Annotated in this window: 13 protein-coding genes; 8 read left to right on the top strand and 5 right to left on the bottom strand. The window is 66.4% G+C overall.

Annotated features, from left to right (window positions below; translation table 11 throughout):
- Positions 1-84 precede the first annotated feature (84 nt).
- Both BMZ43_RS16835 and BMZ43_RS26545 read left to right on the top strand, forming a co-directional pair.
- Positions 85-1,065, top strand: a complete 981-nt coding sequence (locus tag BMZ43_RS16835; protein ID WP_093255058.1) for an aldo/keto reductase — start codon at positions 85-87, stop codon at positions 1,063-1,065.
- Between the two features lie 67 nt (positions 1,066-1,132).
- Complete coding sequence (locus tag BMZ43_RS26545) at positions 1,133-1,285, top strand: hypothetical protein (protein WP_017639863.1); 153 nt, start codon at positions 1,133-1,135, stop codon at positions 1,283-1,285.
- Between the two features lie 97 nt (positions 1,286-1,382).
- Here BMZ43_RS26545 and BMZ43_RS16825 read toward each other — a convergent pair whose 3' ends face one another.
- From BMZ43_RS16825 to BMZ43_RS16815, 3 genes are read right to left on the bottom strand one after another with little or no spacing between them, the layout of a single operon-like run.
- The gene (locus BMZ43_RS16825) at positions 1,383-2,357 is read right to left on the bottom strand and encodes a DUF3618 domain-containing protein (RefSeq protein ID WP_093255055.1); all 975 of its coding nucleotides are present in this window, start codon (positions 2,355-2,357) and stop codon (positions 1,383-1,385) included.
- Positions 2,354-2,767, bottom strand: coding sequence for a phage holin family protein (locus BMZ43_RS16820; RefSeq protein WP_093255052.1), 414 nt, complete (start codon positions 2,765-2,767; stop codon positions 2,354-2,356). Before BMZ43_RS16820 ends, BMZ43_RS16825 begins: the two co-directional genes overlap by 4 nt.
- Positions 2,764-3,477: a hypothetical protein gene (locus BMZ43_RS16815; protein WP_026083705.1), complete on the bottom strand. Its 714-nt coding sequence runs from the start codon at positions 3,475-3,477 to the stop codon at positions 2,764-2,766. The genes BMZ43_RS16820 and BMZ43_RS16815 overlap by 4 nt, the downstream gene beginning before the upstream one ends.
- Before the next feature lie 373 nt (positions 3,478-3,850).
- Here BMZ43_RS16815 and BMZ43_RS16810 point away from each other — a divergent pair, with 373 nt between their 5' ends.
- The gene (locus BMZ43_RS16810) at positions 3,851-4,381 is read left to right on the top strand and encodes a Dps family protein (RefSeq protein ID WP_017639603.1); all 531 of its coding nucleotides are present in this window, start codon (positions 3,851-3,853) and stop codon (positions 4,379-4,381) included.
- On the opposite strand, the gene BMZ43_RS16805 is transcribed toward BMZ43_RS16810, so the two are convergent.
- A complete protein-coding gene (locus tag BMZ43_RS16805; protein WP_093255049.1) occupies positions 4,363-5,616 on the bottom strand; it encodes a XylR family transcriptional regulator in 1,254 nt (417 codons plus the stop codon). The two genes, BMZ43_RS16810 and BMZ43_RS16805, sit on opposite strands and share 19 nt — an antisense overlap.
- A 184-nt stretch (positions 5,617-5,800) precedes the next feature.
- Between BMZ43_RS16805 and xylA the strand changes: the two genes are divergently transcribed.
- From xylA to BMZ43_RS16785, 4 genes are all read left to right on the top strand, one after another.
- Complete coding sequence (gene xylA, locus BMZ43_RS16800) at positions 5,801-7,117, top strand: xylose isomerase (protein ID WP_093255046.1); 1,317 nt, start codon at positions 5,801-5,803, stop codon at positions 7,115-7,117.
- A gap of 117 nt (positions 7,118-7,234) precedes the next feature.
- Complete coding sequence (gene xylF, locus BMZ43_RS16795; RefSeq protein ID WP_064306857.1) at positions 7,235-8,236, top strand: D-xylose ABC transporter substrate-binding protein; 1,002 nt, start codon at positions 7,235-7,237, stop codon at positions 8,234-8,236.
- A gap of 63 nt (positions 8,237-8,299) precedes the next feature.
- Positions 8,300-9,856: a D-xylose ABC transporter ATP-binding protein gene (xylG, locus tag BMZ43_RS16790; protein WP_093255044.1), complete on the top strand. Its 1,557-nt coding sequence runs from the start codon at positions 8,300-8,302 to the stop codon at positions 9,854-9,856.
- Complete coding sequence (locus tag BMZ43_RS16785; protein WP_093255041.1) at positions 9,856-10,992, top strand: sugar ABC transporter permease; 1,137 nt, start codon at positions 9,856-9,858, stop codon at positions 10,990-10,992. The genes xylG and BMZ43_RS16785 overlap by 1 nt, the downstream gene beginning before the upstream one ends.
- 266 nt (positions 10,993-11,258) lie before the next feature.
- Here the strand turns inward: BMZ43_RS16785 and BMZ43_RS16780 are convergent, their stop codons facing one another.
- Positions 11,259-11,543, bottom strand: a complete 285-nt coding sequence (locus BMZ43_RS16780; protein ID WP_064306854.1) for a hypothetical protein — start codon at positions 11,541-11,543, stop codon at positions 11,259-11,261.
- Positions 11,544-11,813: 270 nt separating this feature from the next.
- Between BMZ43_RS16780 and BMZ43_RS16775 the strand changes: the two genes are divergently transcribed.
- A complete protein-coding gene (locus BMZ43_RS16775) occupies positions 11,814-13,133 on the top strand; it encodes a Na+/H+ antiporter family protein (protein ID WP_064306853.1) in 1,320 nt (439 codons plus the stop codon).
- Positions 13,134-13,137 lie beyond the last annotated feature (4 nt).

The following is a 13,137-nucleotide window of genomic DNA, read 5'->3' as shown; positions in this document are numbered from 1 at the left end:
AGTTCGTTGAGCCCCATTCAACGCCTTTTGAATTAGCCTCACAAGGCTAACCCTTCCAACTGGCGTCTTCGCCTGGAGCTCCCTATGACTGAAACCCTGCGCATCCCCGGTATCGATACCCCTGTTTCCCGTATCGGCCTCGGCACCTGGGCCATTGGCGGCTGGATGTGGGGCGGTACCGACGAGGCCCGCTCCATCGAGACCATCCGTGGCGCCGTCCAAGGCGGCATCAACCTGATCGACACCGCCCCGGTGTACGGCTTCGGTCGTTCCGAGGAGATCGTCGGCAAGGCCCTGGAAGGTATCCGCGACCAGGCGGTGATCGCCACCAAGGTGGCCTTGGAATGGCCGAACGAAGAGGTGCGTCGCAACGCCAGCGCCGCGCGCATCCGCCAGGAGGTGGAGGATTCCCTGCGGCGCCTGCGCACCGATCGTATCGACCTCTATCAGGTGCACTGGCCCGATCCCCAGGTGCGCCACGAAGAAACCGCGCGTGAACTGGAGCGCCTGCGCCAGGAGGGCAAGATCCTCGCCATTGGCGTGAGCAACTATTCGCCCGAGCAGCTGGAAGCCTTCCGCCAGTTCGCCAACCTGTCCACCGTGCAGCCGCCCTACAATCTCTTCGAGCGCGCCATCGAGACCGATGTGCTGCCCTATGCTCAGCGTCACGGTCTGGTAGTGCTGGCCTATGGCGCCCTGTGTCGCGGGCTGCTATCCGGACGCATGAACGCCGAGACCCGCTTCGACGGCGACGACCTGCGTCAGGGCGATCCCAAGTTCCAGGCCCCGCGCTTCGCCCAGTACCTGGCCGCGGTGGAGGCCCTGACCGCCTTCGCCCGCGAGCGTCATGGCAAGTCGGTGCTGGCCCTGGCGGTGCGCTGGATCCTCGATCAGGGGCCGACCATCGCCCTCTGGGGTGCGCGCAAGCCCGAGCAGCTGCAGGGGTTGGACGAGGCCTTTGGCTGGCAGCTGTCCGCCGAGGACCTAGCGGCCATCGACGCCCTCCTCGCCGAACACGTCAAGGATCCGGTGGGCCCGGAATTCATGGCGCCGCCCTTACGTTGATCTGCTGGCGCGGGCACCCTGGCCCCGCGCCGTTGCCTAACCTACTCAGCCACAAGAGGTGAGCATCATGGCCAAGCGCGACGATCTCGACCATAAGCCGGAAAACGCCGGCAAGGTCGGCGAGACCCACAAGGAACTCAATCAGGGCGGTGAAGAACAGCGCCCGCAGAACGACAAGCGGCCCGAGCAGCCCAAGGAAAATCCGGATCCGGGTTACTGAGGCGGGTACTGAAACGAGCAAAGGCGCACGGGTCAGACCTGTGCGCCTTTGCTGTTTGTGGCCGGGGTCCTTTGCTGACCCCGGCAGTCTTGCCGGGTTAGACGCTGCGCGGCGGGGTGGCCATGCCGCTCTCGTCGCCCACGGCACCAGGCGTATTGCCGTGGGCAGCGGTACGACCGACGTTCATGCCCGCGGTCGCCTGAGTGGCTCCCAGGGTACTGCCGGTGCCAGCGGTTGGGGAGCCCGCCACGGACTCGACGCCTGCGTCGGGATCGTTACCCAGGTGGCTGGACGACGGCCCTGTACCGGCGTGCTGATCCCGGTCATGACGGGTCTGGCGCGCATCGCTCGCCACGTCGCGCCCTGTTGCCTTGACCTGCTCATAGCCGCTGCTCGCCGCCTGCTTGGCCTTGGCGGTCAGCTTGTCGCTGTGCTTGCCCAAGGCGCGATCCTCGGTCTCGGTGCGCGGCAGCGAGGCTCCCAGCAGCGCACCGAGGGCGATGCCCAGTGCGCCTACCACCAGCGGCTGTTCGCGCAGCAGGGTATCGAAGGTGCCCTTGAGCTGTTGCGCCTGGGCGCCCAGGGCGTCCTTGGTCTGAGCCGCGGTATCGCTCAAGCGCTCACCCGTCTGAGAGGCCTTGGCCGATACGCTTTCGCCCAGGCCGGTCACCTTGTCGCGTACGTCGTGACCGCCGCGGTTCAGAGAATCGCGGGTATGGCCGGCACTGCTGGCCACTGAATCCATGGCCCCCGTCAGCTTGTCCTTGAGCGGGGTGCCCGGCGTAGCCGGCGCCGGGGCGCGGTTCTGGCTCAGGGCCAGCCACAGCAGACCCACCGAGGTCAGCACCGCCGGGACCGGATTGGCCTTGAGGGTATTGCCCAGATTATGGGCGAACTCCCCGCTGTGCCCCTTGGTGTAGGACAGCGCCTGGTCGAACAGCTGGCCCGGCGACAGGCGGCTTTCCAGGGCGCCCACCAGGTCTTCGATGTGTCCGCGCTTCTGGTCGATCTCGCGTTCGAGTTCCTCGGGATTCTTGCGGGATTCCTGATCGATATGATCGGTGATGCTCATTGTGCGGCCCTCCGTACGGCGTCCTTGTCCTTCTGCAGGCTGTTGACGGTGCGATCAGGGGTGAAGTGGGACGGCTCGAATTGCTTCTTGCCCGACTGCAGCATGATAAAGCCGATCACCATGACCACGGCGCCCACCAGCAGGGCGGCGGCCCAGGGCGTGAGGTACTGGGAGAGGAAGTAGACGACACCCATCAGCAGCACGATGAAGCCGGCCAGCAGCACGATGGCACCGGCAGCGACCCCGGCCACACCGGCCTTGGTGGTGCGCAGGGACTCGCCCAGTTCGGCCTTGGCCAGCGCCAGTTCCTTGGTGAACAGGGCCGGGACCTCATGGACCAGCTGCTTGACTAGGCCGACGACCGAGGTATCGCCTTCGGTGGGGCGCGGAGTGGGATTCTCGTTGATCATGGCTGCTTGCCTCCGCTCAGGGTGGGTCGATCCAGCTGGCTGGACGAGGTACCGGTGTTCAGGCTGCTGTCGCTGCGCGCTGGATTGATCGCCGCGCCGCCGATGGGGTCGCCGCCACGGGTCGTGGTCGGGGTATGGAGGTCAGGACCCTTGGGAATGTTGTTGGTGTGGATGACATCGGCACCCGCCGCCGGCTCCGCCAGTTCGTTTTCCGCCGCGACCGAGGGCGTGGTCAGCGAAGGCACCTCGTCGGGGCCGCTGACGCGCGAGCTGCTGCCGGTATCCGGCTGGCTGGAAGCCTTGAGAAAACGCGACAGTCCAAAGCCGATGGCGATGCTGCTGGTGAGGAACAGGGCCGGATTGTCCCGCGCCAGGGTGCCGGCCTGGTGCAGCAGCTGCTCGGCGCTCTTGCCGCGCAGGTCCTCGGCCAGGCCGGTCAGGCTTTGCGCCATGTCGCTGACATAGTGCGCCAGGCCCAGGGTGTCCTTGTCTTCCAGTTCGTCGGCGGCCGCCTGGGCGCTCTGGGCGATGGCGCCGAGCTGGTCGGCCGCGCTATCGCGATAGTGTTCGTAATGCGCAGCGCCTTCTTGCTTGGCGTCTTGCACCGTGTCCCGAGCGACCTCCTTGAGGTCGTGCAGATGGGCTTCTGCCGTAGAGCCGTCCTTGGCCTGCGAGGGGTGTCCCTGAGCGGAATCGAGAGGCGTCGTCATACGCTGGTACCTATGTGCAGAACCTTGTCTTGGCCGGCAGAGAACTCTCGGCGACCGTTCGTGTGCCTTGCCTTTAGGTGACCGGGTAGAAGGAGTGACGGTTCTCCCACAGCGCCGGTTTGATGGCGGAGCTGACAAACGGTTTTGCCTACAGAGCAAGCTACAAGCGCAACGGCAGCGGTGGCGGGCGGGCTCTAGGGCGGGCAATGAAACGCAGTCGCAACAGCGGCAACCATTCGTCATGCCCATGGTGGCGATATGCAAATTCGATGAACGAATTTTCGCCTGGCGCGGTCGATTTCTGCAGACGTTGATGTTCGCGCCAACCCAAGCGAACCCCTTTTTTCTCTCACGTCCTGACAGGAGATCTCTCATGGCCGTTGCCAATGCCAAGCAAGAACTCAAGACCGTTTCCAGCGTCAAGCAGAAAGCCCATCAAGGCGAAGACGCCACCCTGCAGAACCAGCAGGCCGTAGGCGAAGCCCTGGCCGTGCTGCTGTCCGATGTCTTCGCGCTGTACATCAAGACAAAGAACTACCACTGGCACATGAAGGGCTCGCATTTCCGCGACTACCATCTGCTGCTGGAAGAGCAGGCCACCCAGCTGTATGGCATCACCGACCTGATCGCCGAGCGTGCGCGCAAGATCGGTCAGCCCACCGTGCGCTCCCTGGAGCAGATGGTGCAACTCAAGCGTCTGGCCAGCAGCGATGCCACCGATCTGTCGGCGGATCAGATGCTGACCGAGCTGCACGACGACAACCAGTCGCTGGCCGCCTACATGCGCACCACCCACACCCTGACCGACGACGCCAATGACGTCTCCACCACCAGCCTGCTGGAAGAGTGGATCGACCAGGCCGAAGAGCGCGCCTGGTTCCTGGGTCAGACCGTCGGCAAATAAGCCGCGGTCGCTTCCCGAAAGCCCGTCTCCGGACGGGCTTTTTCATGGGCGTTCGCCAGCATGCGGGGTTGCTGCTGGTACTGGCGCGGAGTGCAACCGAACTCGCGCCGGAATACCGCGTGCAGGTACTGCGCCGAGGTGAAGCCGCAACGCCTGGCGACTTCCGCCAGGCTCGGCGCCTCTTCCTGCAGCGCCACGGCTGCCGCGGCCAGCTTGAAGCCGAGGATCTCGTCGTGGACGCTGCGCCCCAGCTCGCGGCGAAAGGACGTCTCCAGCGCCGAGCGAGAGATGCCGACATAGCTGGCGACCTGCTCGGTCTTGATGCCCTGGCAGGCGTACTGGCGGATGAAGTGCAGGGCGCGCATCACCTGGGGATGGCGCACCGCCTGGTGGCGACTGGAGGCCTGGACATTGATGCCCTCCGGCGGGATCAGCACCCGCGGCGCACCCAGCTCGACCCCGTGCAGCCGCTGGTGCAGCAGGCGCGCCGCTTCGCGACCGATGGCCTCGGTGCCCTGGATCACCGAGGTCAGGGGCACCCGGGTCAGGGTGCGCGCCAGGGGATCGTTGTCGATCCCCACCAGCGCCACCTGTTCCGGCACCGGGATGCCGGCGGTGAGGCAGGCCTGCAGGAGTTGCCGCGCCCGGGCGTCGGTGACGGCCAGGATGCCCACCGGCTTGGGCAGCGCCTCCAGCCAGGCGATCAGCTGTTCCACGGCCGTGTCCCATAGCGGCGCGCTGGTCTCCAGGCCGCGATAGATCTCTACCGGCAGGCCATCGCGGCGGAGCAGGGCGGCAAAGGCCGCCTCGCGCTCGCCGGCCCAGCGATTGGTCTCGGCGGCCGGCAGGCTGAAGCAGGCGAAGCGGGTCAGCCCGGATTCGATCAGGTGGTCATAGGCCAGACGCACCAGGGCGGCGTTGTCGGTGGCCACATAGGGAATGCCCGGTGGGTAGTCTCCAGGGGTCGCGTAGGAACCGCCGACGGCCACCACCGGCAGGGTGCTGTGGGCCAGGGCGGCGCTCACCGCCGGATCGTCGAAGTCGGCGATGATGCCGTCCCCCTGCCAGCGCTCGATGCCCTTGAGCCGGCAGAGAAAATCCTCCTCCAGGAACAGATCCCAGCGCGCCCGGGTGCCGCTCAGGTAGTTGCCGATGCCGGCCAGGATGCCTCTGTCATAGATCTTGCTGCCGTTGAACAGCAGGGCGACGCGGTGGACGGGCGGCTGGCGGGGCATGGCGGAATTCCGGCAGGAGGCGCGTGCGGGGCTCCAGACTACGACCGGCGCCTGCGCGCCTCAAGCGGCAAAATCGCACCTGGCTCTGGTGATTTTCACAATAGGCAGCCCGGGTGGCGGCGCTACCATCGAGACAAACCGGTACGCCGTATCGGGTGCGACAGATAAGAACAAGGACAACGTCATGGCTTATTTCCCCAATGTCGAAAAGGTCCGCTACGCCGGGCCCGACAGCGACTCCCCGCTTGCCTTCCGCCACTACGAGGCCGATCGCCTGGTCCTGGGCAAGCCCATGCGCGAGCACCTGCGCATGGCGGTCTGCTACTGGCACACCTTCGTCTGGCCGGGTAGCGATGTCTTTGGTCAGGGCACCTTCCAGCGGCCCTGGCAGGCGGCGGGTTCGCCCCTGGAGCAGGCGCGCGCCAAGGCCGCCGCGGCCTTCGAATTCTTCAGCAAGCTGGGTGTGGACTACTACTGCTTCCACGACACCGATGTCGCCCCCGAAGGCGCCAGCTTCACCGAGTACCGCGAGAACTTCGCCCGCCTGGTGGACGAGCTGGAGCGGCACCAGAGCGAGTCCGGCCTCAAGCTGCTGTGGGGCACCGCCAACTGCTTCAGCCACCCGCGCTACGCCGCCGGCGCCGCCAGCAACCCCGATCCGGAAGTCTTCGCCTGCGCGGCTACCCAGGTTTGCACCGCGATGAACGCCACCCACCGCCTGGGCGGCGAGAACTATGTGCTCTGGGGCGGTCGCGAAGGCTACGAGACCCTGCTCAACACCGACCTCAAACGCGAGCGCGAGCAACTCGGCCGCTTCATGCAGATGGTGGTGGAGCACAAGCACCGCCTCGGCTTCCAGGGCGATCTGCTGATCGAGCCCAAGCCCCAGGAGCCGACCAAGCACCAGTACGACTATGACGTGGCCACCGTCTTCGGTTTCCTGCAGCAATTCGGGCTGGAGAAGGAGATCAAGGTCAACATCGAGGCCAACCATGCCACCCTGGCCGGCCACAGCTTCCAGCACGAGATCGCCAGCGCCGTGGCTCTGGGCGTCTTCGGCAGCATCGACGCCAACCGCGGCGATCCGCAGAACGGCTGGGACACCGACCAGTTCCCCAACAGCGTCGAGGAGATGACCCTGGCGATCTACGAGATCCTCAAGGGCGGCGGCTTCACCCGTGGTGGCTTCAACTTCGATGCCAAGGTCCGGCGCCAGAGCCTGGACGACGTCGACCTGTTCCACGGCCACGTGGCGGCCATGGACACCCTGGCGCTGTCCCTGGAACGCGCCGCAGCACTGTTGCAGGACGACCCCCTGGGTAAGTTCAAGGCCGAGCGCTATGCCGGCTGGGACCAGTCCCTCGGTCAGCGCATCCTGGGTGGTCAGCTGAGCCTGGAACAACTGGCCGAGCATACCTTCAGCCAGGGCCTGGCGCCCCAGCCGGTGAGCGGTCGCCAGGAGCTGCTCGAAGGCGTGGTCAATCGCTATCTGTATCGCTAGCGACCGCGCGAGCGGGTCGGCAGAAATGCCTGCCTGACCCGCTTGTGCCAGCCCGCTGAATCGTTACACTCGAATCCGTTCGCCCGCTCCACAACAACAATAACCAAGGACGCCACCATGAACTTCAAGACGACCCTGCTCGCCGGTCTGCTCGCCCTCTGCACCACCGGTTTCGCCCAGGCCGACGCCCAGCATCCCAAGATCGGTTTTTCCATCGACGACCTGCGCCTGGAGCGCTGGGCCCGTGACCGCGACTATTTCGTCGCCGCCGCCGAGCAACTCGGCGCCAAGGTCTATGTGCAATCCGCCGACGCCAACGAACAGCGCCAGCTGTCGCAGATCGAGAACCTGATCTCCCGCGGCGTGGACGCCATCGTCATCGTGCCCTTCAACGCCACGGTGCTGAACAACGTGGTGGCCGAGGCCAAGAAGGCCGGGGTCAAGGTGATCTCCTATGACCGCCTGATCCTCAACGCCGACATCGACGCCTACATCTCCTTCGATAACGAGAAGGTCGGCGAGATGCAGGCCGGTGGCGTGCTCAAGGCCCAGCCCAAGGGCAACTTCTTCCTGCTCGGCGGTGCGCCCACCGACAACAACGCCAAGATCCTCCGTCAGGGCCAGATGAAGGTCCTGCAGCCGGCCATCGACAAGGGCGACGTCAAGGTTGTAGGCCAGCAGTGGGTCAAGGAGTGGAACCCGACCGAGGCCCTGGCCATCGTCGAGAACGCCCTGACCGCCAACGACAACAAGATCGACGGCATCGTCGCCTCCAACGACGCCACCGCCGGCGGCGCCATCCAGGCCCTGGCCGCGCAGAAGCTGGCCGGCAAGGTGGCCGTGTCCGGTCAGGACGCCGACCTCGCCGCCATCAAGCGGGTGATCGCCGGCACCCAGACCATGACCGTCTACAAGCCGCTCAAGCTGATCGCCTCCGAGGCGGCCAAGCTGTCGGTGCAACTGGTGCGCAACGAGAAGCCGGCCTTCAACTCCAGCTACGACAATGGCACCAAGAAGGTCGACACCCTGCTGCTCACCCCCACCGAGCTGACCAAGGCCAACGTCGACCTGCTGGTCAAGGACGGCTTCTACACCCAGGCCCAGATCGACGGCAAATAACCACTGGCCACCGGCTGGTCGCCTGACGCCTGGCGTCGGGCGGCCCCTGGGCAAGGAGCGGCCATGGCCGACTATCTGCTGGAAATGCACGGCATCGCCAAGAGCTTCGGTGGGGTGCGGGCGCTGGATGGCATCGATCTCAAGGTGCGTCCGGGCGAATGCGTAGGGCTGTGCGGCGAGAACGGCGCCGGCAAGTCCACCCTGATGAAGGTGCTCTCGGCGGTCTATCCCCACGGCACCTGGGAAGGCGAGATCCGCTGGGACGGGCGCCCCCTGGAGGCCCAGTCCATCGCCGAATCCGAGGCGGCCGGCATCGTCATCATCCACCAGGAACTGACCCTGGTGCCGGATCTGTCCGTGGCCGAGAACATCTTCATGGGCCACGAACCGCGCCGCTTCGGCGGGCGGCTGGACTATCCCACCATGCTGCAGCGCTCGGCCGAGCTGATGCGCCGGCTCAAGGTGCCGGACATGAACGTGGCCCTGCCGGTGTCCCAGTACGGCGGCGGCCTGCAGCAACTGGTGGAAATCGCCAAGGCACTGAACAAGAACGCCCGGCTGCTGATCCTTGACGAACCGACCTCGGCGCTGACCACCTCCGAGATCGCCGTGCTGCTGGACATCATCCGCGACCTCAAGGCGCAAGGTGTAGCCTGCGTCTACATCTCGCACAAGCTCGACGAGGTGGCGGCCATCTGCGACACCATCACGGTGATCCGCGACGGCAAGCACATCGCGACCACCCCCATGGCCGAGATGGACATCGACCGCATCATCACCCAGATGGTCGGCCGCGCCATGACCAACCTCTATCCGCAGATTCCCCATGAAATCGGCGAGGTGATCTTCGAGGCGCGTCGCTTCACCTGCCTGGACGTCGACAATCCCCAGCGCAAGCGCGTCGACGACGTGTCCTTCGCTGTGCGCAGCGGCGAGATCCTCGGCATCGCCGGGCTGGTGGGGGCCGGGCGCACCGAACTGGTCTCGGCCATCTTCGGTGCCTACGACGGCCGCTACGAGGGCGAGGTCTGGCTCCATGGCCAGCGCATCGACACCCGTACCCCGCTGAAATCCATCCGCGCCGGCCTGTGCCTGGTGCCGGAGGATCGCAAACGCCAGGGCATCATTCCCGACCTGGGGGTGGGTTCTAACATCACCCTCACGGTGCTGGATAGATTCGCCCACCTGAGTCGCATCGACAGCGAAGCGGAACTGTCCTGCATCGACACCGAGATCGCCCGGCTACAGCTGAAGACCAGCAGCCCCTTCCTGCCCATCACCGGCCTTTCCGGCGGCAATCAGCAGAAGGCGGTGCTCGCCAAGATGCTGCTGGCGCGGCCCAAGGTGCTGATCCTCGACGAGCCCACCCGCGGCGTCGACGTCGGCGCCAAGTTCGAGATCTACCGGCTGATCGGCCTGCTCGCGGCGGAGGGCGTGGCCATCGTCATGGTCTCCTCGGAGCTGGCCGAGGTGCTCGGCGTCTCCGACCGGGTGCTGGTGCTCGGCGAAGGCCGGCTGCGTGGCGATTTCCCCAATGAGAATCTGACCCAGGAGCGGGTACTGGCCGCGGCCCTGGGTACCACCGAACGGGCGGTCGCCCAAGCCCGGGAGCACTTCTGATGCACGCCGTGAAACAGCTGTTCACCCGTTACAAGATGCTCGCCCTGCTGATCGCCGTGGCCCTGATCTGGCTGTTCTTCAGCTGGCAGACCGAAGGCGGCTTCGTCACCCCGCGCAACCTCTCCAACCTGCTGCGGCAGATGTCCATCACCGGCATCCTCGCCTGCGGCATGGTGCTGGTGATCATCGCCGGCGAGATCGACCTGTCGGTGGGCTCGCAACTCGGTCTGCTCGGCGGAGTGGCGGCGATACTCGACGTCACCTACCACGTGCCCCTGCCGATCACCCTGCTGGCGGTGGCCGCCGGCGGTCTGCTGATCGGCCTGATCAACGGCTACCTGAGTGCCTATCGGGGGATACCGTCGTTCATCGTCGGCCTTGGCGGCATGCTGGCCTTTCGCGGCGTGCTGCTGGGACTCACTGGCGGCGTTACCGTCGCGCCGGTATCGCCGGAGCTGGTCTACCTTGGCCAGGGCTATCTGCCGCCGGTGGTGGGCAGCGTCCTGGGCGTGCTGCTGTTCGCAGTGGCCGTGGTGCTCACCTGGCGCCAGCGCAGCAAGCGCAAGACCCTGGGGCTGAGCCTGGCGCCGCTATGGCGCGACGTGCTGCGGGTGGTAGTGATCGGCGTGGTGCTGGTGGCCTTCATCCAGACCCTCAACCGCTACGACGGCATCCCAGTGCCGGTGCTGATCCTGCTGGTGCTGCTCGGGGTGTTCAGCTACATCACCAGCCAGACGGTGTTCGGTCGGCGCATCTATGCGGTGGGCAGCAACCTGGAAGCCACGCGGTTGTCGGGCATCAACGTCCGGGCGATCAAGCTTGGCATCTTCGGCCTCATGGGCGTGATGTGCGCCCTGGCCGGCCTGGTCAACACCGCTCGCCTGGCCGCCGGCTCGCCCTCGGCCGGCACCATGGGCGAACTGGACGCCATCGCCGCCTGCTTCATCGGCGGCACCTCCATGCGCGGCGGCTCGGGCACCGTCTATGGCGCCTTGCTTGGCGCCCTGGTGATCGCCAGCCTGGACAACGGCATGTCCATGCTCGACGTGGACAGCTACTGGCAGATGATCGTCAAGGGCAGCATCCTGGTCCTGGCGGTCTGGGTCGACGTCAGCACCCGCACCAGCCGGCGCTGAGCGGGATGGCCAAGGGTGGATGAGGCTGCGCCGTCATCCACCCTACGGCAGGCTAGCTATTGCTCCGAATGACCCCCTCTTCCCTTGGGAGGGGACCGGGGTGAGGGCCGACGCCTCGTGGATCGCGGCCATGGGCCGCTCCTACAGGGGAGGCATCCCGCGATCACTCCTCTGTCTACCTCGCGCTGTGTTGCCCCCTCTCCCTCAGGGAGAGGGCTGGGGTGAGGGCGGCTCAACAGGCGCTTGATCCCCCCTGCGATCTCCGCTCAGCTCTCGAACCGCTTCACCCGTGGACCGCGCTGGCGCAGGTCGGCGAGGCTTGCCGGACTCAGGGTGCCGATCGCACGATCGAGGTCGCGCTGCAGATCCTTGATCACGGTGGCCAGGGTGGTCTGGCATTCCAGGTTGCACAGGGGGATGGCCTTGGTGACCGTGACCGCGCGGGCCGTGTCGGTGACGGTGAACAGCAGGGTGCGGTCGGCGCGGCGGGGGACGGCCAGGCAGGAATGCGGGCTGAACGCGGTAATCAGCATATCAATGGCGTTTTGCATGGGCAGCTCGTCCTTGTTGTGACCGTGAAAGCGTGCGACTCAGACGTCACCGTGCGCTGAAAGGTTCAGTCCAGAGCGATTGCGCGATGCCCCTTTCATCCTATGAGCCTGCCCCGGCACTTAATCGGTCTTGGTGGCTGACGTAGTTGCAGGCAGCTGCCGCCGCCGTGCTCGGGGGTAAGCCAGGCGCCGCGCCATCCATCCCCGGCCTTTGACGCCCGTGCCGGGCTGCGGCAGAGTGCGCGCCCTTCTGGTGGTGCGGAGCTGGCGATGAATGCGGTGGTGGTAGCGGTAGGACTCATGCTGGTCTTGAGTCTGGCCCGGGTGCACGTGGTGGTGGCGATGATCGCTGGCGCGGTGGCCGGTGGCCTGGTGGGCGGCCTGGGGCTGGAGGGCACTCTGCTGGCCTTCAACGCCGGGCTGGGCAATGGCGCCAAGGTGGCACTCTCCTATGCGCTGCTGGGCGCCTTCGCCGTGGCCATCAGCCAATCGGGTTTGGCCCATATGCTGGCCGATCGCGCCCTGGCGCTGATGGAGCGCCAGGCGGCCCAGGGCGGACGCTCGCTGCGCTGGGCGCTGCTCGGGCTGCTGCTGGCGGTGTCCATCGCCTCGCAGAACATCCTGCCCATCCACATCGCCTTCATCCCGCTGCTGGTGCCGCCGCTGCTCTATGTGCTGACGCGCCTGGAGCTGGATCGCCGGCGACTGTCCTGCGTCATGACCTTCGGCCTGATCGCCCCCTACATGTTCCTGCCGGTGGGCTTCGGCAGTCTCTATCTGCACGACATCCTCCTGGCCAGCGTGGCCCGCGCCGGGGTGGACGTCAGCGGCGTGGACCCCAGTCGCGCCATGCTGCTGCCGGCCCTGGGCATGGTGGTCGGCCTGCTGCTGGCGGTCTTCGTCAGCTATCGCCGGTCGCGACAGTACGATCTCAACCTGGTGGCGCGCACCGAGCGGGCCGACCGTCCCTACAACGGCCGCACCCTGCTGGTGGCGCTGGTCGCGGTGATCGCCGCCTTTGGCGTGCAGCTCTGGCTGGACTCCATGATCCTCGGCGCCCTGGTCGGCTTCGTGGTCTTTACTGCCACCGGCGTGGTGCGTTGGCGCGAGGCGGACGACCTGTTCAGCGAGGGCGCGAAGATGATGGCGGTGATCGGCTTCATCATGCTCACCGCCGGCGGCTTCGCCGAGGTGCTGACCGCCACCGGCCAGATCAAGGACCTGGCCGCCACCGCCGCCGGCCTGATCGGCGACAACCGCGCCCTGGGCGCGCTGCTGCTCCTGCTGCTGGGCATGCTGGTGACCCTTGGTATCGGCTCGTCCTTTTCCAGCGTGCCCATCCTCGCCGCCATCCTTGGCCCGCTGTGCCTGCACCTGGGCTTTTCGCCGCTGGCCATCGTCTGCCTGATCGGCACCGCCGGCGCCCTCGGCGACTCGGGTTCGCCGGCTTCGGATTCCACCCTCGGCCCCACCTCGGGCCTCAACGTGGACGGCCAGCACAGCCATATCTGGGACACCGTGGTGCCGTCCTTCCTGCATTTCAGCCTGCCGATGCTGCTGTTTGGCTGGGCCGCGGTGCTGCTGCTGTAACCGG

Source organism: Pseudomonas sp. Snoq117.2, assembly GCF_900110545.1.
Taxonomy (GTDB): Bacteria; Pseudomonadota; Gammaproteobacteria; order Pseudomonadales; family Pseudomonadaceae; genus Chryseomonas; species Chryseomonas benzopyrenica.
Note: the sequence above shows the minus strand (reverse complement) of the source record. Positions and strands in the feature narration are given on the sequence as shown.